This is a genomic window from Sorangium sp. So ce321 (assembly GCF_051530195.1).
GTDB lineage: Bacteria > Myxococcota_A > Polyangia > Polyangiales > Polyangiaceae > Sorangium.
Genome location: NZ_CP150329.1, coordinates 7,615,785 through 7,636,774, shown reverse-complemented (window position 1 = coordinate 7,636,774; position 20,990 = coordinate 7,615,785). Strand labels below are relative to the sequence as shown.

The 20,990-nt window shown below is 71.5% G+C and carries 19 protein-coding genes; 3 read left to right on the top strand and 16 right to left on the bottom strand.

Annotated elements, in window-relative coordinates; genetic code table 11:
- Positions 1–403 precede the first annotated feature (403 nt).
- The 3 genes from rpmB to WME89_RS28040 all read right to left on the bottom strand — a co-directional run bounded on the left by rpmB (position 404) and on the right by WME89_RS28040 (position 3,155).
- On the bottom strand, positions 404–628 hold the full coding sequence (rpmB, locus tag WME89_RS28050) for a 50S ribosomal protein L28 (protein ID WP_061608570.1): 225 nt from the start codon (positions 626–628) through the stop codon (positions 404–406).
- A gap of 363 nt (positions 629–991) precedes the next feature.
- Positions 992–1,885 carry a hypothetical protein gene (locus WME89_RS28045; protein ID WP_438002774.1) on the bottom strand — a complete coding sequence of 298 codons (894 nt, stop codon included), beginning with the start codon at positions 1,883–1,885 and terminating at the stop codon, positions 992–994.
- Positions 1,886–2,087: 202 nt separating this feature from the next.
- On the bottom strand, positions 2,088–3,155 hold the full coding sequence (locus WME89_RS28040; RefSeq protein ID WP_438002773.1) for an N-formylglutamate amidohydrolase: 1,068 nt from the start codon (positions 3,153–3,155) through the stop codon (positions 2,088–2,090).
- On the opposite strand from WME89_RS28040, the gene xerD reads away from it, so the two are divergent.
- On the top strand, positions 3,117–4,007 hold the full coding sequence (xerD, locus tag WME89_RS28035) for a site-specific tyrosine recombinase XerD (RefSeq protein ID WP_438002772.1): 891 nt from the start codon (positions 3,117–3,119) through the stop codon (positions 4,005–4,007). The two genes, WME89_RS28040 and xerD, sit on opposite strands and share 39 nt — an antisense overlap.
- Before the next feature lie 24 nt (positions 4,008–4,031).
- On the opposite strand, the gene WME89_RS28030 is transcribed toward xerD, so the two are convergent.
- The 8 genes from WME89_RS28030 to WME89_RS27995 form a co-directional block, all read right to left on the bottom strand.
- The gene (locus WME89_RS28030) at positions 4,032–5,795 is read right to left on the bottom strand and encodes a serine/threonine protein kinase (protein ID WP_438002771.1); all 1,764 of its coding nucleotides are present in this window, start codon (positions 5,793–5,795) and stop codon (positions 4,032–4,034) included.
- Positions 5,796–5,799: 4 nt separating this feature from the next.
- Entirely contained in the window at positions 5,800–6,444 is a 645-nt protein-coding gene (locus WME89_RS28025; RefSeq protein WP_438002770.1) for a hypothetical protein, read from the bottom strand.
- Positions 6,445–6,589: 145 nt separating this feature from the next.
- Positions 6,590–7,636, bottom strand: a complete 1,047-nt coding sequence (locus WME89_RS28020; RefSeq protein WP_438002769.1) for a DUF4340 domain-containing protein — start codon at positions 7,634–7,636, stop codon at positions 6,590–6,592.
- Positions 7,633–9,636: a Gldg family protein gene (locus WME89_RS28015; protein ID WP_438002768.1), complete on the bottom strand. Its 2,004-nt coding sequence runs from the start codon at positions 9,634–9,636 to the stop codon at positions 7,633–7,635. The genes WME89_RS28020 and WME89_RS28015 overlap by 4 nt, the downstream gene beginning before the upstream one ends.
- Entirely contained in the window at positions 9,627–10,352 is a 726-nt protein-coding gene (locus WME89_RS28010; RefSeq protein WP_437617657.1) for an ABC transporter permease, read from the bottom strand. Before WME89_RS28010 ends, WME89_RS28015 begins: the two co-directional genes overlap by 10 nt.
- Positions 10,349–11,431: an ABC transporter ATP-binding protein gene (locus WME89_RS28005; RefSeq protein WP_438002767.1), complete on the bottom strand. Its 1,083-nt coding sequence runs from the start codon at positions 11,429–11,431 to the stop codon at positions 10,349–10,351. The genes WME89_RS28010 and WME89_RS28005 overlap by 4 nt, the downstream gene beginning before the upstream one ends.
- Positions 11,432–11,720: 289 nt before the next feature.
- Entirely contained in the window at positions 11,721–12,611 is an 891-nt protein-coding gene (locus WME89_RS28000) for a hypothetical protein (RefSeq protein ID WP_437662905.1), read from the bottom strand.
- A gap of 259 nt (positions 12,612–12,870) precedes the next feature.
- Entirely contained in the window at positions 12,871–13,212 is a 342-nt protein-coding gene (locus tag WME89_RS27995) for a cupin domain-containing protein (protein ID WP_438002766.1), read from the bottom strand.
- A gap of 149 nt (positions 13,213–13,361) precedes the next feature.
- Between WME89_RS27995 and WME89_RS27990 the strand changes: the two genes are divergently transcribed.
- A complete protein-coding gene (locus WME89_RS27990) occupies positions 13,362–14,549 on the top strand; it encodes a BMP family ABC transporter substrate-binding protein (RefSeq protein ID WP_438002765.1) in 1,188 nt (395 codons plus the stop codon).
- Between the two features lie 143 nt (positions 14,550–14,692).
- On the opposite strand, the gene WME89_RS27985 is transcribed toward WME89_RS27990, so the two are convergent.
- The 5 genes from WME89_RS27985 to WME89_RS27965 all read right to left on the bottom strand — a co-directional run bounded on the left by WME89_RS27985 (position 14,693) and on the right by WME89_RS27965 (position 19,759).
- Entirely contained in the window at positions 14,693–15,367 is a 675-nt protein-coding gene (locus tag WME89_RS27985) for a cysteine hydrolase family protein (RefSeq protein ID WP_438002764.1), read from the bottom strand.
- The gene (locus tag WME89_RS27980; RefSeq protein ID WP_438011981.1) at positions 15,364–16,968 is read right to left on the bottom strand and encodes an ABC transporter ATP-binding protein; all 1,605 of its coding nucleotides are present in this window, start codon (positions 16,966–16,968) and stop codon (positions 15,364–15,366) included. The genes WME89_RS27985 and WME89_RS27980 overlap by 4 nt, the downstream gene beginning before the upstream one ends.
- Positions 16,968–17,666, bottom strand: a complete 699-nt coding sequence (gene biuH / locus WME89_RS27975) for a biuret amidohydrolase (RefSeq protein WP_438002763.1) — start codon at positions 17,664–17,666, stop codon at positions 16,968–16,970. The genes WME89_RS27980 and biuH overlap by 1 nt, the downstream gene beginning before the upstream one ends.
- Positions 17,667–17,729: 63 nt before the next feature.
- Positions 17,730–18,659: an ABC transporter permease gene (locus tag WME89_RS27970; RefSeq protein WP_438002762.1), complete on the bottom strand. Its 930-nt coding sequence runs from the start codon at positions 18,657–18,659 to the stop codon at positions 17,730–17,732.
- Positions 18,659–19,759 (bottom strand): ABC transporter permease, encoded by a 1,101-nt coding sequence (locus WME89_RS27965; protein ID WP_438002761.1) that lies wholly within the window; start codon positions 19,757–19,759, stop codon positions 18,659–18,661. The genes WME89_RS27970 and WME89_RS27965 overlap by 1 nt, the downstream gene beginning before the upstream one ends.
- Before the next feature lie 211 nt (positions 19,760–19,970).
- Here WME89_RS27965 and WME89_RS27960 point away from each other — a divergent pair, with 211 nt between their 5' ends.
- The gene (locus tag WME89_RS27960; protein ID WP_438002760.1) at positions 19,971–20,960 is read left to right on the top strand and encodes a hypothetical protein; all 990 of its coding nucleotides are present in this window, start codon (positions 19,971–19,973) and stop codon (positions 20,958–20,960) included.
- Positions 20,961–20,990: the final 30 nt, after the last annotated feature.

Sequence of the window (20,990 nt, the reverse complement as noted above, 5' to 3'; positions counted from 1 at the left end):
CCGGAGCCGGCGCTGGCTCGTCGAGCGACTCGGCCGGAGCCGGGGCGGGCCACCGGAGCCGGCGCGCGCTCGTCGAGCGGCTCGTGATCCAAGCCAGCGCGCGCTCGTCGAATGGACCGGCGTGGCGCAACCTGCCGCAGGTTGATCGAGCGGCGCTGCCCGGCGCCGGGATGTGGGGCCCTCAAGGGAGCCGCAGGGGACCGCTGCCTGGCGCAGCGCTCCGTCCGTCAGGGGTGTGCGCAGGCCGGAAGCCGGCGGGTCGCATCGCTGATAGCGAGCGCCTTGCCGCCGGGCCTCGGGCTACATTGGAAGTGGAGCGAAGCTCCGGGAGCGTGCAGGGAGAGCGTCCTGCGCGTTCAGCTGCGAAGCGGCTGCCAGACATCCGTCTGGCGGGCGCGAGGCGCTAGAGCGCGACGCCGTGGCGCTTCGCGTACGCGACGACGCCAATCTTGTCGATCGTGCGGATGTCGCGCGTCGTGAGGTTGAGCTTCACGAAGCGGTTGAGCTCGGGGACCCAGACGCGCCGGGTCTGGATGTTCACGAGCTGCCAGCGCTTCGTCTTGATGTTGGAGTGGGAGACATTCTGCGCCAGAAGCTTCCGCTTCCCAGTGATGTCGCTCTTCGCCATGACGTCCTCGGTTGGAAGGGGACCGCGGTCGGTACCCCGATCCTGATCGATAAAACCGGCGAGCGCACGCCCTGCGCGGGGGAGCAGGGGGGCTCGGGAGCGCGGGAAAGTGAAGGAAGCCGGGGGACATGTCAAGCGTCCACCGGGGGATCTTTGCCGCTGCGCCCGACGCGCACCGGCAGATCGCTCGCGGAGGGAGGCCGACGGGCGGGCCGCGCGCCCTGCTACGTGCCTCCAGCGCCAAGCCCAAGCGGCAGCCTGGCGGGCGCCGGACACCCTCCGCGAAGGTGACCACTGGCCACGCGCCTCATCTTCCGCCGCAAAAGGCGGCCCCAACCCGGCAAGCGCCCTGGTGTGCGGGCGCTACGTCAGCCACTCGCCGCCCGAGGGCGGCCGCCGGTCCGGCCCATCCTTGTCGGTGGGGGGCGAGTGCAGGTCGATGCGCCGGGCGTCGGCGGCGAGGCGCCAGGCCAGGATCTGGAACAGGCCGAGGCTCGTGATGGCGGACGTCGCGGCGAACGCCAGGCCCGCGGAGAGCACGCTGACGAGCTCCCGAGGCGAGAAGGCGCTGAGCTGGGCGAGCCTGCCGACGATCAGGTCGGCCGTGAAGGAGAGCACCACGGCGACGGCAAGGAACGTCCCGGCGCCCGTCGTCTCCGCCCCCATGAAGCCGGTGAGGCTGGACAGCACCGCCAGGATCACCATCGCGGCGCCCAGCTGGGCCAGGTGAGGATCGAGCAAGGCGAGCTGCGCGACGGCCTGCCCGAACGAGGGGAGCGCGACGAGGAACGCGGCGACGAGCAGCCAGCGCGCGCCGCTGTACGCCCTGTAACGAGACCGGAAGACGAGCGCCGCCGGGAGCGCGATCGCGGCCACGGCCCGGGCGGCTCCCCAGCCGAACGCAGTCCCGGAGCTCTGCAGGCCGATGACCGTCGCGATCGCCCCGAGCACCACCATCGCGACGGCGCGCTGCCGGTAGCTCACCGAGGTGAGCGCGGTGAACAGCGCGACGATGCCCAAGACGAACGCGGGCGGCCCCGCGACCACACCATCGGGGCGGAGGCCCGCGAGCGACAGGCCGCCGAGGAGGAGAAAGCCCACGCCCACGGCGGCGCACCAGGTCCGCGCCGCGTCCTGCGCCGGACGCATCGGCGCGAGGTCCTCCATGAGCGCTTCGGACGCGAGCAGCGGCTTGGTGACGTTCTCGCGCACGCTCGGCGGCGGCGCCTCCTCGATCGTGATGACCGGGCTCGACACGAACTGACGCTCGACCGACGCCGCGGCGTTCGGCGCCGCAGGGTCCGCCTCCTCCGCGGGGCGCGCGGTCGGACCGTCGCCCGCTAGGGCGCCCTCCGGCTGGGCTGACGCTGCCTTTTCCCGTTCGGCCGTCGCGCGACGGCTCGATGGCGGGCGGTCGCGGCTCGCCTCTCCGTAAGGCTTTTCCATCGATGGAGCTGGATCAGATCTCACGGGCGTCGAGGGGGTTGCTGCGGAGCTGCCCGAGCAGCTCGGCGGAGGTGAGCCGCGCGACCAGGGTGCGCCCGAAGTCTCGCACGGCAGTGAATCCTTGCCCATCCATGGCGAGGGATTGCTCGTCCATGTACAGCCGGCGTGCAATCTCGATCTGCACGGCGTGGACGGCACGGTGCGGTTGGCCGTAGTGCGCGGTGCTGAAACCACCCTTGTAGGGGTCATCATGGCGCACGGAGAACCCGCAGGCGCGCGCGTGCTGATCGACCACGTCGATCACCGCGCTCGCGGCGGTCGTCCGCCCGCGCGTCCCGGGGACGATGTCGGCCCGGCCGACGGCGCCCTCCGCATGGCCACGGCGGCTCTGGCTCGGCATCGAGTGCGCGCAGAGGAGGATCGCGAAGCCAAAGCGCTCACGCTTGCGGGCGAGGATGGCGCTGAGGCTGCGGTGGTAGGGGCGATAGAAGCGGTCGAGCCGGCGCTCCACCTCGCGCCGCGGTAGGCGAGAAATAAGGATGGGCTCGCCATCTGTGGTCACACGCCAGATGAGCCCCCTCGGGTAGGGCGCCCGGCCGCCCCCCTCGACCGCCTCGCCGTCGCAGTCGGCCTCGCTCCGGTTGAGATCGATCACCAGGCGGCTCATCCGGGAAAACAGGAGCGTCGCTCCCTCGGCCGGAGCGTCCTGGAAGAGCGCGTCAACGTACAGATCGGCGTCGCGCCCGATGCTGCGCGCAGGCGCGATGGTCCAGGACAGCGACTCGGGATCCATGTGGACACCCGCGTGCGGTACCTCGACGAGGACCGGGCTTTCCGCTCCGCGGGGCTCGACGACCTCGAAGGGTGACAGCACGACCCCACTGTGACGCATTCCGCGCCCGGCTGGAACCGGGACGGCAGGCGCACGGCAGGTGCCAGGCCGGAAGAGGTGCTGCCGTCCGGGGCGTCCGGGGCGTCCGGGGTGCATCTGCTCCAGCCCGGCTTTCTGGCGCACTTTGCCGCTTTCGCAGTAGCGTTGGGTGTGGATCTCGCGACCTGGGTGGACGCGTACCTGGATCACCTCCGCGTCGAGCGGGCTCTGGCGGCTCTGACGCTGGAAGCGTACGGCCACGATCTCGCCAAGCTCGTCGCCCACGCGGAGGCGAGCGGGGTCACGAGCGTCGACGGCCTCGACCAGGCGCTGATCGGCACTTACCTGGTCGCGCTCGGCCAGGCGGGCATCAGCGCCAGCTCGGCCGCTCGCCACCTCTCGGCGGTCCGCGGGTTCATCCGCTTCCTGCTGCGCGAGCGCCGCATCGAGCGGGATCCGTGCGCGCTGGTCGAGCGGCCGCGCGTCGGGCGACGGCTGCCCAAGGTGCTCTCGTTCGACGAGATCGCGCTCCTCATCGAGGCGCCCGAGCAGGGGACCATCAGGGGGCTGCGCGATCGCGCGATGCTCCACGTGATGTACGCAGCCGGCCTGCGCGTGAGCGAGGTGGTGCGCCTCAAGGTCGCCGACATCGAGCGGCGCAAGGGGATCGTGATGGCGCTCGGCAAGGGCGGGAAGCGGCGGCTCGTGCCGCTCGGCGAGCCGGCGCTCGCCGCCATCGACGCCTACCTGGAGGTGCGCGCCACGCACCCGCGCAGCGCGGCGACGCAGGTGCTGTTCCTCTCCCCACGCGGCGGGCCGCTCACCCGGCAGGCGGTATGGAAGCTCCTCGGGGGATACGCCCGCGCCGTGGGCATCGACAAGCCGAGCTCGCCGCACAAGCTCCGCCACTCGTTCGCGACGCACTTGCTCGAGGGGGGCGCCGATCTGCGGAGCGTCCAGGCGCTCCTCGGCCACGCGAACGTCGTGACGACCGAGATCTACACGCACCTGGCCGATGACCACGTGCGCGCCGCGTACCGGCGGGCGCACCCGCGGGCATGAGCGCGCGGTCCGCGGCCACCTCGGCTACTTGCAGCGCTTGAGGAACTTGCCGCAGGGCTTGCTCGCGCCCTGCCCCGCGGGCTGGGCCGGCGCCGGGGGGATCTCGGTCAGCTGGAACTCCTGCACGAGCGGCGTGCCGGCCTTGGCGATGACCTTCAGGCTCCGCGGGAAATAGCCGGCGCGCTTCACGCTCACCTGGTGGACCCCCGGTGGCAGATCGAGCTCGAGCTCCGGGGCCTGGGTCGCCTTGCCGTCGACCGTGATCTCCTCGCAGGTGACGGGCTTGCAGGAGATCTTCGCCTGCACCAGCGTGGCCGTCGCGGCGCCCGCGTCGGTCGCGGCGCCCGCGTCGATCGGGGGCTCGACGACCGACGCGCCGGCGTCGGGCGGCTGCGCGCCGGCGGTCGGCTTCGCGAGCGCGGGCTCGGCGGACGGCAACGCGGCCACGGTGGACGCGGCGGTCGAGGCGCTGGGGCTCGGCTGCGGCGTGTCCCTGCGGTCGAGGACGTACCACGCGGCGGCCGTGCCCCCGACGAGCAGCACCGCGGCGATGCCCACCGCCAGGGAAGCGGCCTTGCTCCAGGGCGACCGCCCCGGGGTGCTGACCGCGGTCAGCGCCGTGCCAGCGACCCGCGGGGACGGCGCGGGGCCCTGCGCCTCAGGCGACGGCGCCTGCGCGGCGCGCGCGTCGGCGGGGAGCTGCGGCTGCGCGGACGCGGACATCTGTGGCGAGGCCCCGAGGGGAGGCGACGGCGCGAGCGGCGGTGACGCGGAGAACGGCGCGAAGGGCGACGGCGCGAGCTGCGTGGCGTCGCCCGGCGGCAGCGGCGCGGGCGCGCTCGCCGCGTGGACGGCGGGGGCCGGCGGCGCAGGCACGACCGCCTCGTTCGCCGAAGGGGAGAGGGCGAGCGTCGAGCCCACCTCGATCGCGGCCGCGGAGAAGCCGCTGAGCATCGCCGCGAGCTCGCTCGCGGAGCGAAAGCGCTCGCGCGGGTCGTGCGCCAGCGCGCGCGCGAAGGCGGCGTCGAGCACGGGGCTCAGCGGGACGCCAAGCTCCGCGGCGCGCGCGGACGCGGAGGTGCGCGGCCCCATGATCTCGCGCTGCCAGGCGGGTACGTCCATCTGACCCTGGCAGGAGCGCCAGTACGAGCGGCCCGTGAGCGCGAAGAACGCGACCAGCGCCGCCGAGAAGATGTCGGCGGCGGCTCCGGCGGGGACGCCCGGCTGCAGCTGCTCGGGCGCGAGCCACGGCGCGGAGAGGACGTAGCCCTCCGGCGTCGGCAGCAAGGTCCGCGCGACCGACGGCCCGAAATCGGTGATCTTCACGCTGCCGGGAGCGCTCGGGTCGACGAACAGGTTCGTCGGCTTGAGGCCGTGGTGAGGGACCTCGCGGGCGTGCGCCGCGTCGAGCACCGCCGCGAGCGAGCGGAGCATCGCCCCGACCTCCTCGAAGCCCATCGGCCGGCGCACGGCGAGCTCCGCGAGCGACGGGACGTGGATCATGTCCGTCACCGTGAAGGGGGCGGCGGTCGCCGGATCGTAGCCGGCCTCGAGGATGTGCGCGGCGAGCTCGGGCGGCAGCCTGTTCGTCTCGGCCACGTACCGCTGCAGGTGCTGCATCGCGTCCGGGCGCTGGCCGATCACGGGCGAGTACAGCTTGAGGGCGACGTCGCGCGCCTGCGCCGTCGCCGCGCGGAAGGTGGCCGTCACGCCCCCGTAACCGAGGAGCGCGCGGACGGAGAACCTCCCCGCCACGACGCTCCCCGGCGCGACGTTCGGTGCCGTCACGAGATCACTCCCCCGCGACCGAGATCGACTCGATCGATTGCAGGATGGTCGCGTCGGCGCCGGAGCTGTCGTCGTCCGGCACGAAGCCGAGCCCGAGCAGGACCTCGCCCTCCTTGCCGGTGTCGGCGAAGATCAGCAGCGGGCCCTTCTTGGTCCCGCGCGCCGCGCCCTCGGCCTGCCACAGGCCGATCTTCCTTCCGGCGATCTCCTTGGTCTCGAGGGGCTTCTTCCAGTTCACCTTCTTCTTGGGCAGCGTCACGTTGATCTCGCGCGCGAGCGCGTCGAGCGCGGCGTCGCGCTTCTCGGCCGCCTGCTTGCCCTCGCCCACGTCGACCTGCGCCGTCGCGAGGGCCGGGCCCTCGGCCGCTGCCTGCGCGACCGTCGCGCTCTCTGCCTGGGCGTAGGTCCAGCCCTTCACGGGCGTGAGGACGAACGAGCTCCGGGCGATCTTCGCCCGGGTGGACTCGTCGGCCTGGCACTGCTCGTCGAGCGCCTTGCAAGGCTTCGGCGCCGGAGGGGGCGGAGGTTCGGGCGCCGCGGTCGCGGGGGGCTCGGGCGCCACAGGTTGGGGTGGAGGCGGCGAGCTGCACGCCGCGGCGAGCGCCGCCGCAGCGCTCAGCGCCAGGGTGGGCCATCGTCGGAAGAACATTGCGCCCGAGCGTTGCAGGACCGGACCCGGTACGGCAAGTAAAGAGCGATCGGGGGGCGGCTCACGCCGTGGAAAGCGGCGTAGGCCGCGTGAAACGCCGAGCGCGCCGGGGGGGATGCTCCGGCGCGCTCGCCAGGCGCAGGGGCTACTTGACGAGGGCGCTGACGTCCTGCTCGACCTGCTCCGCGAGGCTCTGGGGCACCTTTCCGAAGAGGCGGGTGCGCTCCGTGACGAGGAAGTAGTCGGGCTTGCCGCTCGCCCCGGGAGGCCCCTTCACGAGCTCGAGGAAGCCGATGTCGCCCGAGCGGCCGGTGTACTCGACCCGCACCACGACCTCCTTCGGCTCTGGGGTGGCGACCATGTACTCGGAGGGGCGAAGCCGATCGAGCTTGCTCATCCAGTTGCCGACGGTCTCGTCGTTCTGCTCGGGGTTCGCCGGGTCGGCCCAGAACTTCTTGCCCTCGTCGCCGCTGCGCGTGAGCTCGCGGCGCTTGTCCCCGGCGATCACCCGCGCCCGGGTGAGATCGACGTCCTTCCACTCGTGCAGGTCCCGCTCGAAGAGGCGCGACTCCGCGGTGTCGAGGTCGCGGTAGATGTCGCCCTTGATGGCGTACACCTCGCCCGTGGCCTCGTCGCGCGCGTAGCGATCCGCGCCGCCCGGCGTCGCGCCGCCAATGACCAGCTTGCGCTCGGCGCCTCGCAGCTTGACCGTGAGCGTGCCCTCCGGCTCGGAGAGCCCGAACTCGCTGGCGCGATCGTCCGCGATGCGGCCGATCGAGCGCAGCGCCTTGAGCGGGGCGATCGCCTCGGCGAGCTTGTTGCCGGCGCTCACCGAGATGAACGTCTTCGTCATGACCGTCGGCTCCGGCTCCGCGGGCGGATCGTCGTGCTCGGCGTCGCCCTCGTCGCCGTGCGGGTTGTCCTTCGGCTTGTCGGCCGGGGGCGTCGGCCTGCGCTCCGTCGTGCCGACGAAGTAACGCCCCTCCTTGTCCTTCTTCGCCTCCATGACGACCGTCTTCGACTTGCCCTCGAAGGCGATGCGCTCGACGTCCTCGGCGCGGCCGGCCCAGACGGTCACGTCCGCGGTCGACAGCGCGGCCGCCGTCTTGTCGCGGGTCCAGACGAGGACCGCGAACAAGGCCGCGACCACAAGAAGGCCGAGGTGCACGAAAAAGCTGCGATCCAACCTCATGCGCGCCTCCCGCTCGCGCGCCGCCCGCGGCGCGTGATGAAGAGCCCGAGCCCCAGCACCATGGCCGGCGCCACGAGGATCGTGGCCCAGAACCAGACCTGGTCCTTCTCCTTCGTGTGCTCGATCCGGACGTCCTCGTTCGAGGTGATCTCGCCGGCGAAGCTCTCCTCGCCGCCGAGCCACCGGAGCGCGTCGAGCGCGAGCACGATGTTGGGTTCGTTCCTGAACGCCGCGTCGCTGAACGCGTCGGCGTCGGCGACCACGAACGCGCGGAGCTCCTTCTTGTCCTTGCCGTCCCCGCCGCCGGGCGCGAGCTCCTTCGAGACCGCCGCGGCGAGGTTGTAGGCGCTCCGCTTCTCGCTCCCCTCGTCGAACTTGAAGTTGCCGTTCGCGTCGGCGTACGTCTCGCCCAGCGCACGGACGACGAAGTCGACCTTCAGGTCGCCGCCCTCGGGCTTCTCGAGCGACGACGCGCCCGGGAAGATCGTCGGCGCCTGCTGCGCGTGGCGGCTCAGCGTCGAGACCGAGGCGTGCGAGGAGTAACGCGTCGTGACCAGCATCGCCTGATCGGAGTCGTTGAAGCGCCGCCGCACGTAGACCCGATCGTTCGCGAGGACCTCGGGCTTCCACGCGAGGCCCACGGCGCCCGCGAGCGGAGCGAGGTCGACCTTGGCCTCCGGATCGAGCGCGAGCAGGAGGTGCCCGCCGTCGTCGGCGTACCGCTTGAGGGTCGCGACCTCCTCCGGCAGGAACTCCTTCTGCGGGCCGAGCACGATGATCACGCTCGCGTCCTTCGGGATCTCGCTGCCGAGCCCCTGGGCGAGCCCGAGGTCCTTGACGACGTAGTTCTGGGACTCGAGCAGCTTGCGGAGGTTCTTGGTCGTCCGCCCCTCGGCCGCGCCGGCCGCCTCGTTCATCTCGCCGTGGCCGACCGTCAGGTACGCGGTGCGCTGCGAGCGGATCACCTTCAGCAGCGCCTTCTGGAAGTCCGCGTCGAGGCTCTTCAGCTTCGCGCCCGCGGCCTTCATGTCGGACCCGATGGTCAGCGTCTCGCGCGAGGTGCCGCGCGAGAGCACGACGACGCCGTCCTGCGTGACCTTCGCCTCCTTGGCGAGCGCGGGGACGAGCAGGCGATCCTGCATCTCCACGGTGACCTGCGGCGACGCCGCCCTCACCTCGCGCAGGTAGCCCTCGACCTCGGCGCCGACCTCGTTGAGCTGCGGGAAGAAGGCCGTGATCTTGAGCGGCTCGGTCAGGCTCTCGGCGACGCGCTTCGTGGAGTCGCCCGGGCGAGCCGTGCGGTAGTACGAGAAGTCCGCCTTGAGCTCGAGCTGGCTCGCGCCGTACACGAAGAGCGCGGAGTAGACCGCCGCGAACGCGAGCGTCACGCCCGAGAGCGTCGCGGCGCGCACCCGCCGGCCCTCGATGCGCTCGGCGCGCCGCATCGGCGCGAGCGCCGCCTCGCCGAACAGCAGCGGCACCGTCGCGATGACGAGCAGCGCGATCCACCCGACCGTCGTGGCCGACTCGATGCGCGCTCGCACGTCGGGCGCGGCCTGGGACACGCCGAGCAGGGACCGCCCCGCGTCGGTCGTCGTGAAGTAAGCCGCCACCGCGATGAGCCCGAGCGCCGACAGGATCGCGAGCGCGCGCTCGACCGTGCGGCGCTCGCCCGTCTGGCGCACCGCGGCCGCGAAGCGCAGCGCGGTGACGAGGACTAGGGTCAGGAACCCGAGCCCCGACAGCGCGTAGCGGAGCCACTCGATCGTCGGGACCACCCGCTCGCCCAGGAAGATGGCGAGGAGCGCGCCCGCGTACGCCGGCGCCATCCAGCCGCCGGCGCGGAGCCCCGGCGGCGTGGTGGACGCCGGCGTGGTGGACGCCGGCGCGGGCTGCGGCTCCACGCCCGGCGCAGGATCGGCCGCGCGCTGCGCGGCGCCCGCTTCCTTGCCGCCCACCTCGGCCTCGTCGGCATGAGCGTTCTCGTCGTTCACCGCCATCGCCGTGCCCTCAGGGTGTGGGTCGCGGCGAGCAGGAAGAAGTACGCTACCGCGACGTAGTACAGGACGTTCTCCAGCCGGAGCACGCCGTTCAAGAACGGCTTCTGGTTGAGCGGGTAGAGGTTCAGCGCGCTCACGAAGTCGTTGAGCGGCGGCTCCGTCACGCGGGCGACGAGGAACAGGAAGCCGAGCGTCCCGATGATCGCCGCCCCGAGGATGACCGCGATGACCTGGCTCGCCGCGAGCGTCGAGGCGAAGAGCCCGATCGCCAGCGACGCGGCGCCGAGCAGCAGCACCCCGGAGTAGCCGACCAGGATGTGCCCGACGGAGACCTTGCCGTTCACGAAGATGAGCAGCGGCATGTAGATCGTGATCGCCGTCATCAGGGTGACCAGCGCCAGCGCGGCGAGGAACTTGCCGACGATGATCTCGCCGTCGCGCACGGGCGCCGTCCTGAGCAGGATGAGCGTCCCGCTCTCGCGCTCGCCGGCGATGAGGCGCATCGACAGGATGAGCGCCGCGACCATCGTGATGAACGCCGTGCCGTCCAGGAACTTGAGCAGCACCTCGGCCGACAGCCGCGCGCCCGAGCCGAGCGCCGCGACCTGGAAGTAGATGCCATCGATGAGCAACGCCGCGGCGGCGACGACGTACCCGAGCGGTGACCTCAGGTACGCGGACAGCTCCCGCCGCGCGACGAGCAATGTCCCTCTCATGTTTCGCCCTCGCCTTCCTCCGCCTGCTCTCCCGCAGGGGCCTTTTTCGCCTCGCCGCCGGCCCTCGCCTTGTCGGCCGCGGCGGGCCTGTCCTTCGTCGCGTGCGTCGCGCGCGTCGCGAGCCGCAGGAACACCGACTCGAGCTCGCGCTCGCTCCGCTTCACCTCGAGGATGCCGATCCCCGCCTGCACGAGCTCGGTGCACAGCGCCGCGCGCACATCGCGATCGGCCTCGACCGCGAAGCTCACGACGTCGCTCCCCGGCTCGGTCGTGGCGATCGGCTCGACCGACGTGACGCCCTCGACCTCGCGCGCGATCTCGAGCGCGCGCGCCGCCTCGCCGCGCGTCACGCGGTAGCCGGCGCCCTCCGCCGCAGGGCCGCGCACGGTGAGCTCGACCCGGACGCCGTGCAGGAGCTTCGCCGAGAGCTCCTGCTCGGTGCCCTGCGCCCCGATCTCGCCGTCCCGGATCACCAGGATGCGATCGCACGTCTCGCTGATCTCGGAGAGGATGTGGCTCGAGAGCAGGATGGTGTGCTCGCCGCGCAGGCTGCGGAGCAGGGCGCGCATCTCGACGATCTGAACCGGGTCGAGGCCGCTGATCGGCTCGTCGAGGACGAGCAGCCGCGGCTTGTGGACGATCGCCTGGGCGATGCCGACGCGCTGCTTGTAGCCGTGCGACAGCGCGCTGATCGGGTCGGCGGCGACGTCCTCGAGCTGCGTCACCGCGAGCGCCTCGGCGACGCGCTTGTCGGCCGCGCCAGCGTCGACGCCGCGCAGGCGCGCGGCGAAGTGGAGGAAGGCGCGCACGCTCATCTCGTCGTAGAGCGGCGGCCTGTCCGGGAGGTACCCGATGCGGGACCGCACCTCGTGCGGGTGGTCTACGACATCCAGCCCGTCCACGAGGACCCGACCCGCGGACGGGAGGAGATCGCAGGCGAGGATCCGGAGCGTCGTCGTCTTGCCCGCGCCGTTCAGGCCGAGCAGGCCGACGATCTCCCCCGCTTCGATCGAGAACGACAGGGGCCCGATGGCCTTCCGGTCACCGTAGTACTTGTATAGGTCGCTGATTTCGATCACGGCCGTGCACCCCTCCGCGAAGGGAAGAAGCTCTCGCGCCGGCGAAGCGGACGCCGCGCAGGGCGGCGATCCAGGCGCCAGCGGCCCCTTACAACAGCGGCTGACGGAAATCATTCCCGACCCGGCGCGCGCAGACGGGGTCCGGACGGAGAACCCCCTCTCCGAACGCGATCGACAGGACGCGCGGTGAGCAAAGCGACCAGGACGTGAAGGATCTCAGCGTGAGACGCGGGCGGGTGGGGGAGGACGAGGGGAGGGGCGGTGGTCGGGGGGAACGCTCGCCCGGCTGTCAGCAATGCTCGGCGATGATCGCCCAGCAGGCGTCCGCGAACTCCCTGTAGGTGGAGCGGTCGAGCGTCGTCTGCGTCACCGGCATGACGTCCTGGTGCTCCGCGAGCATCGGGCGCAGCGCGCCCTCGATGTCCGCGATCGTCTCGATCCACAGGAACTCCTCGATCCCGTCGGTGATCTGGCCGCGGATGAGCCTCGGCACTTCGCTAAGCCGCACCTTCTTCGGGCTCCGCCGGGCGATCGAGGAAGCGATCTGCTCGGCGTGCGCCGGCCACCGCTTGAGCGCACGGTGGAACGTCGAGCCGACGAGCCGCAGGATCTGCTGCGCGAGCTTCGCCACGCGCGGGCGCTGAACCCGCTCCTCGTTCTCCGCCACCATCGCGAGGTAGTCGTCGGTCATGAGCCTGCGCAGGTCGCTCGTCAGGATCTGCTGCGACTCCGGCGTCATCCGCAGCTCCGCGATGTGCGCGAGGAAGATGTCCCGCAGCATGGTGAGCCGCGCCGTGACCGAGCCGGCCGGGGTCGTGTCGAGGATCTCGGCGAGCGGGTCGATCAGGCGACGCCCGAAGGTGGTGAGGATATGATCGAGGATCCGCTTCTGGTGCTGCTCGTGGCCGAGCACGGACAGCGCGCGCGCGATGTGCGCCTTGCTCGGCGCGTCGACGAGGATCTCCAGCGGCTGGTCGTGCTGCTTCCCCTCGTACATCCGGAGCGACGCGAACATCTCGCGGAACGCGTCTGCCGCGGCCGCCCCCTCGCCCGACTCGCCGTAGACCCGGATGACGAGCCCAGAGTCGGGGCCGGCGTCGAACAGCCGCCGGAGCTCTTCCCGGATGTCCTCGTCCGTGACGAGCGGCCCCGGGGGGAGCGACTTCCCGCGTGGATCCATGAATGTCCAGCCTACGGCAAAGTGCGGCTTACCTGAACCTCTGCGCCCGAGAAAGCGACCGAGGCCGGGATACACGCCGGACGCAATGGAGGTGATGTCCCACATGGATCGGCAGCCCAGGCGCGTCGCGCTGGCCGTGTGACGGTGTGACGCGAGCGCAGGAGAGCTGAGCTCCCACCTCGATGAAGCGGGAGACCATGGCCGTGGGGGACACCCACGAATCAGAGGTGGGGGAGAGGAACGCGGTCTCTTCGCCGACTCAGATGAAGACGACGGGCTGCTCCCAGATCGCGAGGACGATGCAGCCCTCTGCGCTCGAGACGCTGTGCCGGGTGCCCGGCGCGTTCACGACGAGCGTCCCGGCCCGGTGGTGACCGCGCTCGTCCGACTGAGAGCCCGCGAGCACGAAGATGTGCTCGTGGCCGCGATGGACGTGCTGCGGCACCCACGCGCCCGGCGCATAGCGCAGGAGCGCCGCCGAGGCGCCCGCGTCGCCGCTCCCGTAAAGCCGGTGGATCTCGACGCCTTCCCGGAATCGCCGCCATGGGACCGACTCCGGATGTGCGGTGAACTCCGCCACATTCGCAATGATGAAAGGCAACTGCACAGGTGCGGACTCCCGCGTCGTTGCTGGATTGATGGACGTCATCGCGAATCTCCCGTGTTGATCGACCATGCCACGGCGAGCGGCGAGCGCTCAATGACTATTCAGCAGCACGCGAAAATTCATGTACGGGAAAAGTTCCAGAAATGAAGAGGGGCGTACAGATCCAGGGTGTGAAGAGCACCCTGAAAACTCCTCTGCTCCCCGGGGCGGGCGCGCCGCGTCGACCGTCTTTCCTCAATTTTTTCCGGCCGCTGCTCGTCTCGCTCTCGCTGCTGCCGGCGGCCGGATGCAGCAAGGAGGCGTCCAGCGATCAGCCGCTCACGGTGGGCTTCATCTATGTCGGCGCCCGGGACGATTACGGCTACAACCAGGCGCACGCGGAGGGCGCCGCCGCGGTCGCCAGGCTGGCGGGCGTGAAGACCCGCGAGGAGGAGAACGTCCCCGAGACGGTCGCCGTGCAGAAGACGATCGAGAGCATGATCAGCCTCGACGGCGCGGCGGTGATCTTCCCGACGTCATTCGGCTACTTCGACCCGCACATCCTCAAGGTGGCAGAGAAGTTTCCGGACAAGACGTTCCTGCACTGCGGTGGTCTTTACGATGGGTCGAAGCATCCGGGCAACGTCGGCAGCTACTTCGGCTACATCGACGAGGCGGAGTACGTGGCCGGCATCGTCGCCGGGATGACGACGAAGAGCGGCAAGCTCGGGTTCATCGCGGCCAAGCCGATCCCCCAGGTGCTGCGCAACATCAACGCCTTCACGCTGGGCGTCCGGAGCGTGAACCCGAAGGCGACGACTTCCGTGATCTTCACCGGCGACTGGTCGATGCCGGTCAAGGAGGCCGAGGCGGCGAACAGCCTCATCGACCAGGGCGTCGACGTCCTGACCGCCCACGTCGACTCGCCCAGGGTGATCATCGAGCTCGCGGAGCGCCGCGGCGCCTTCAGCACCGGCTACCACACCAACCAGGCAACGCTCGCACCGAAGGGGTACCTGACCGGAGCCGAGTGGAACTGGTCCAAGGTGTACACGGACTACATGGCGTCGATCCGGGAGGGAAAGCCTTATCCGCACCTCCTGCGCGGCGGCTTCAAGGAAGGGTTCGTCAAGATCTCGCCCTACGGGCCCGCCGTCTCCGAGGAGGCGAAGCAGAAGGCCGAGGAGGCGAAGGAGGGGCTCACGGAGGGCACGCTCACCATCTTCAAGGGGCCCATCAAGGACAACGAGGGCAAGGTGGTGGTCTCCGAGGCCGTCGAGCAGAAGCAGACCGACATCGTGCTCGAGAACATGAGCTACCTCGTGGACGGCGTGCTCGGCTCCCTTCAGTGAGCGGTGCTCTCCCGCTTCGGAGACGGGCCCACCTCGGCGTTTTCAGTGCTCGGCGCACCGGAGTGCGCCTGCGCGCCGAAAACGCCGATCTGGGCCCGTCTCCTGTGCGGGTGAACACCGCTCTGGGACGGCGCTGCTGTTGATCAAAGCGCGGCGAGGACCGCGCTCGCGGGGGCGGTCCAGCCGACGATCGCCCCCTGGGCGCGGACCATCTCCAGGGTCGCCTCCTTGAACTCCGGGAAATAGCTCTCGGTGGCGTCCTCGATCAGCAGGCACTCGTAACCGCGATCGTTCGCCTCGCGCATCGTCGTCTGCACGCAGACCTCGGTCGTCACGCCGGCGATGAGCAGCTGGGTGACGCCGAGCGCCGCGAGCCTGGCGTCGAGCCCCGTCCGGTAGAAAGCGCCCTTCCCCGGCTTCGGCACGATGATCTCCCCGCGCGCCGGCGCGAGCTCCGGCACGAAGTCGTTGCCCGGCTCGCCCAGGACGAGGATGCGCCCCATCGGCCCGCGATCGCCGATGCGCAGGCCCGGCGCGCCTCGGTCCCGCTTCGCGGCCGGGCAGTCGGAGAGATCCGGCCTGTGGCCCTCCTTCGTGTGGATGACCGTCAGGCCGCGCTCGCGGAAGGCGTCGAGCAGGCGGCGGACCGTCGGCACGACGCGCTGGAGGCGCCGGACGTCGTTGCCAAGCGCCGCGCCGAAGCCGCCCGGCTCCAGGAAGTCGCGCTGCATGTCGATGACGAGCAACGCCACCGACTCGCGCCCGGCGAGGCGGAACGGGTACGGCCTCGCCGCGATCTCGGTGCCCCGCGCCGTCATTGGTGCCCCGCCATCGCGCGGCCGATCTCGGCGACATCGGCCGACGAGATCGGCGACTCGTGGACGATGCGCCCCTCGCTCATCACGAGGACACGGTCGGCCATGGCGAAGATCTCGTCGAGATCCGCGCTCACGAGGAGGACGGCGGTGCCTCGGTTGCGCGCCTCGAGGATGCGGGCGCGGATCTCGGCCACGGCCGCGAAATCGAGGCCGAAGCACGGGTTCGCGGCGACGAGGAGCTCGATGCGCTCGCCCTGCCCGAGGCCGAGCTCGCGCGCGAGGACCGCGCGCTGTACGTTGCCGCCGGAGAGCTTGCCGATCGGCGCGTCGACCGAGGGCGCCTTGACGGCGTACTCGGAGGCGAGGCGCTCGGCCGACCGCCGCAGCGCGGCGCGGCTCACGCCCCAGCGGAGCGTGGTGAAAGGCGGCCTGTCGAAGACGCGGAACCCGATGTTCTCCGCGACGCTCATCGCCGGGACGCAGGCGTTGCGCAGCGGCTCCTCGGGCAGGCACCGCACCCGGTGCGCCCGCGTCTGCTCGCGGCCGGCGCCGTACGGCTCGCCGTGGACGAGCACGCTGCCCGCGCGCGCGGGCCGCTGGCCTGCGAGCACCTCGACGAGCTCCTCCTGCCCGTTGCCCGAGACGCCCGCGATCCCGACGATCTCCCCGCGACGGACCGTGAGCGTCACGCCGTCGAGCGCCCGGCGGCCGCGATCGTCGCTCGCGGCGAGCCCCTCGATGCGCAGCACCGGCTCGCCGGCGGGCGCGTCGCTGCGGGCCGCAGAGGCGCGCGCCGGCTGCGCGCCGACCATCATCTCGGCCATGGCCGCGGGCGTGAGATCCTCGACCCTCCCGCGGCCCGCGACCCGGCCGCGCCGCAGCACGGTGACCTCGTCGGCGAAGGCCATCACCTCGCGGAACTTGTGCGAGATCATGAGCACGCTGACCCGCCGCTCCTCCGCCATGCGCCGGAGCATCCCGAGCACCTCGTCGGCCTCCGCGGGCGTGAGCACCGAGGTCGGCTCGTCGAGGATGATGATCCGGCTGCCGAGGTAGAGCTGCTTCAGGATCTCGAGCTTCTGCTTCTCGCCGGCGGCCAGGGAGCGCACGGTCCGCTCCGGATCGATGCGGAACGGCATGCGCGCCATGAACGCGCGGATCTGTTCGCGCTCCTCGCGCCAGTCGATCACGAAGGGGAGCGACGGGCGCGCGAGCACGAGGTTCTCGGCGACCGTCATGTTCATCACCAGGGTGAAGTGCTGGTAGACCATGCCGATCCCCAGCGACTGCGCCTCGCGCGGGCTCCTGATCGACAGGGCGGCGTCGCCGACCCTGATCTCGCCAGCGTCGGCCTGGTGATAGCCCATGACGCACTTGACCAGCGTGCTCTTGCCGGCGCCGTTCTCGCCGAGGAGCGCGTGGAAGCTCCCGGGGGCGAGGCGCAGCGAGACATCGTCGAGCGCGAGCAGTGGCCCGAACCGCTTCGTGATCCCGGCGGCGGAGAGCGCGGGCGGCGGCGCGGGCTGCGCGGGCTGCGTTGGCTGGCAGCCGGCGGCGCGGGCCGGCCTCACCGCCGGGCTCGAGAGGACGCGCGGGTCCATCACGAAGCGAGCGCCTCCAGGAGCGCCGCGGAGCTCGAGACCGCGCCGAACACGCCGTTCTGCATCGTGATCATCTTCAGCGCGGCGGCGTGGTTGCCAGCGTCGGTGGCCGCGCAGCAGTCGGAGAGCAGCAGGCACTCGTAGCCGCGGTCGTTCGCCTCGCGCATGGTCGTGTGCACGCAGACGTCCGTCGTGATCCCCGTGAGGATCAGGTTCTGGATGCGGCGCTGGCGGAGGATGAGATCGAGGTCGGTCGCGCAGAAGGAGCCCTTGCCCGGCTTGTCGATGATCGGCTCGCCGGGCAGGGGCGCGAGCTCCGGGATGATCTCCCAGCCCGGCTCCCCGCGGACGAGCACCCGCCCGCGCGGCCCCGGGTCACCGATGCCGATGCCGGTGCCGCGCCCGCCGTCGGTCCGGCGCGAGCGCCACCGCTTGTTCGCCGGGAGATCCGAGAGGTCCGGCCGGTGCCCCTCGCGCGTGTGCAGGACGTGGTGGCCGCGGCGGCGCGCCGCCGCGAGCACGCGCTGGATCGGCGCGATGCAGGCTCGCGTCAGCGAGATGTCGTACCCGAGCAGATCGATGTACCCGCCCTTGCCGCAGAAGTCGGTCTGCATGTCGATGACGAGGAGGGCCGTCGTCTCGGGGCGGAAATCGCCGTCGTACGGCCAGGCATAGGGGTCAGCGGCCACGTGGGTCATGCGTCGATTCCTCCTGTCGTTCAACGTGTCGGCAACGTGTCGGCAGCGTGTCGGCTCGCGCGCTCATCGCGCGAGCGTGAGCTCGGCGGGCTGATCGGGAAGGGTCCGGGTCGCGGAGCTCGTGGCGACCATGAGGGCCAGCGTGACGATGTACGGCGCGGCGTTGAAGAGGTGGTACCCCCAGGTGACGCCGACGGACTGGAGCGCCGGGCCGAGCGCGCTCGCGCCGCCGAAGAGGAGCGAGGCCCAGAGGCAGCGCACCGGGTTCCAGCGCGCGAAGATGACGAGGGCGACCGCCATGAGCCCCTGTCCGCTCGAGAGGCCCTCGTTCCAACTGCCAGGGTAGAAGAGCGAGAGGAACGAGCCGCCGACGCCGGCGAGGAAGCCGCCGGCCATCGTCGCGCGCCGCCGGACCAGGTTCACGTCGACCCCCATCGCGCGGGCGCTGTCGGCGCTCTCGCCGACCGTGCGCAGCACGAGCCCGATCCGCGTGCGGTCGAGCATCCAGAGCAGGAGCGGGGCGAGCGCGGCCCCGATGAGGAAGAGCGCGTTCACCTGGAGCGCGGAGCGGACCTGCGGGAGATCGCTGAAGAAGCCGAGCGGGATCGCCGGCAGGCGGGGCGCCGTCGGCCTGATGAGCGGCTTGCCGAGGAAGAAGGCGAGGCCGACGCCGAAGAGCATGAGCGCGATGCCGACCGCGATGTCGTTGACGCGCGGCTTCGAGCACAGCCAGGCGTGCAGCGCGCCGAGCGCCGCGCCGAGGCCGCCGGCGGCGAGGACGCCGAGCCAGGCGGAGCCGGTGAGGTACGAGACGCCGTAGCCGCCCATCGCGCCCATCACGAGCGTGCCCTCCAGGCCGAGGTTCACGCGGCCGCTCTTCTCCGTGAGGCACTCGCCGAGGCTCACGAAAAGGAACGGCGTGCTGATGCGGATCGCCCCGGCGGCGACCGCGAGGGGGATGCCCCAGAGCCCCAGCGCCGATGCGTCGCTCATCACGCCACCGCCGACGCGGGCTCGCCCTGCGGGACCGTGGGCGCGCGGGTGAGGCGGATGCGGCCGTAGAGCGCCTCGCTGGCGAGGATCGCGAGGAACAGGACCCCCTGGAGCACGCTCACCGTCGCGTCGGGGAGCTGCGCCGCCCGCTGCACGAGGCCGCCGCTCGCGCCGATGCCCCCGAGCAGGAGGGCGACCGGCATGATCGCGAGCGGGTTGTGGCGCGCGATGAACGCGACGAGGATCCCGGTGTAGCCGTAGCCGCTGACCAGCGACGCGTTGGCGCGGCCGTGGACGGCGGCGACCTCGACCATGCCGGCGAGCCCCGCGCACGCCCCGGCGAGCATGCAGGTGATCACGAGCAGGCGCCTGACCGGCAAGCCTGCGAGCAGCGCCGCGCGGACGTTGCCGCCGCTCATCGCCGCGGCGAAGCCGAAGGTCGTGCGGTGCATGAGCACGTAGCAGAGCGCGCAGGCGAGCACGCCGTAGGCGAGGCCCCAGTGGACCTCGACGCCGGGCAGGTTCCCGAGCGCGTTCTCGGCGCCGATCGGCGCCGTCGACGGCTTGTTCAGGCTCGCGGGGTCGCGCAGCGCGCCCTCGACGAGGTGGTTCAGGATCGCGATGGCGACGTAGTTGAGGAGCAGGCTGCTGATCGTCTCGCTCACGCCGCGGTACGCGCGCAGCGCGCCGGCGAGGCCGACCCAGAGCGCCCCGGCCAGGAGCCCCGAGACGAGCATGGCGGTGAGCGTCGCGAGCGGCGGCGCGCGCCACGCCTGCGCGGCGAGCGCCGCCGAGGCGGCCGCGAGCCCGCCCATGACGACAGCGCCCTCGCCGCCGATGACGATCAGGCCGAGGCGCGCCGGCAGCGCGGTGCAGAGCGCGGTCAGCATGAGCGGCGCGGCGCGCAGCAGGGTGTTCTGGAACGAGAACCACGTGCCGAAGGCGCCGCGGTACATCTCGTAATAGACGTTCAAGGGGTTCGCCCCCTGGGTGGCCACGAAGGCGCCGAACACGAGGAGCGAGGCCGTGACGGCCCCGACGGGGATGGCGATCGCCTCGGCTGCGTCGCGTCCGAGCAGCCCGCGCTGGATGAGCTTCACGGCGACGAGGATAAGGCCTTCAATATTTCCACGTTTTTTCGGGGATCTTGCGGGGCGTCACCAGGTCGCCGATCGGGCCGGGCGATGCTGCGATGTGGTGGCCGCGGCGACCGCGAACAATCCGCACAGATCGCCCTGCTCTTTCCCCGGTCCCGGGCTTGCACCCGGCGCAGCGCAGTCCTGTGAGCCCCGGTCCGGAGGTGTCGTTGGTATGCGGTTCGGCCGATCGTCTCTGCTCCTCGTGGGCGCCAGCGTCCTCATGGCGCCTCGCGCGACGGGCGCCGCCGAGCTCACCTGTCCATCGAGCGCGACCCTCGAGGCGCTCGTCGCGTGCATCCGCGACCAGATGCCCGGCAGGAGCTCGGGGGTGTTCGTCGCCCCGGCCTTCCTGGAGATGAGCGCCTGGCGGAGCGTCGTCAGCGCGATGATGTACGGCGCGTGCGGCTTCCCGCTGCCGTCCACCCTGTCACCGTTCGTGCAGCTGCGGCCGTTCCGCGACGCGGACAACGGCCGCAGCTACTGCCTGCTCATGGAGACCGCCGACCGGAACGGGGACGGCGTCGTCGATCGGGGGTTCGGCGCGTTCATCGTGGACGCGTTCGCGGAGCGGGAGCTCAGCCATCAGGTGTCGCATCCGATCGCGGACGAGGGGACGGAGACGCAGGCCGTCACCGTCTTCAAGCGGTCGAGATCCCGCACCTTCCTGCTGGCCGGCGCGCACCGCGACGCGCGCCCGGACGAGCGCGCATTCCAGACCTTCTCGATGAGCTCGGACGTCGCCCACAACGCGGCGACCATGTTCCACGCCTCTCACGTCGAGATCGCGGCCTATTACGGGTGGAGGCCGTGGTGGGCCATCCAGTGGCACGGCATGGCGGAGGACACCTGCGAGAGGGTGGATGTGCACCTCTCTCACGGCGTCGACACAGCCCCCGGGGCGGGCGACAAGATCCTGGAGCTCAGGAACAACATGCTCGCCCTCGATCCCACATGGCGGATCGGCGTCCCCGGAAGCCGCGTGTGCTCGTTGAACGCGACGAGCAACGTCCAGGGGTTGTTCCTCAACGGCGCGCCGACGACCTTCAGCTTTGGCATGGCTGCTGCGGCGCCCGCTCCGCGGCGGTTCGTGCACATCGAGCAGCATCCGGGGGTGCGCGATCCGGAAAGGTGGATCGCCGCCGTGCTGGCCACCTGGCCCTGAGCCCGAGCGCGCCGCCAGCTCCCGAGGGCG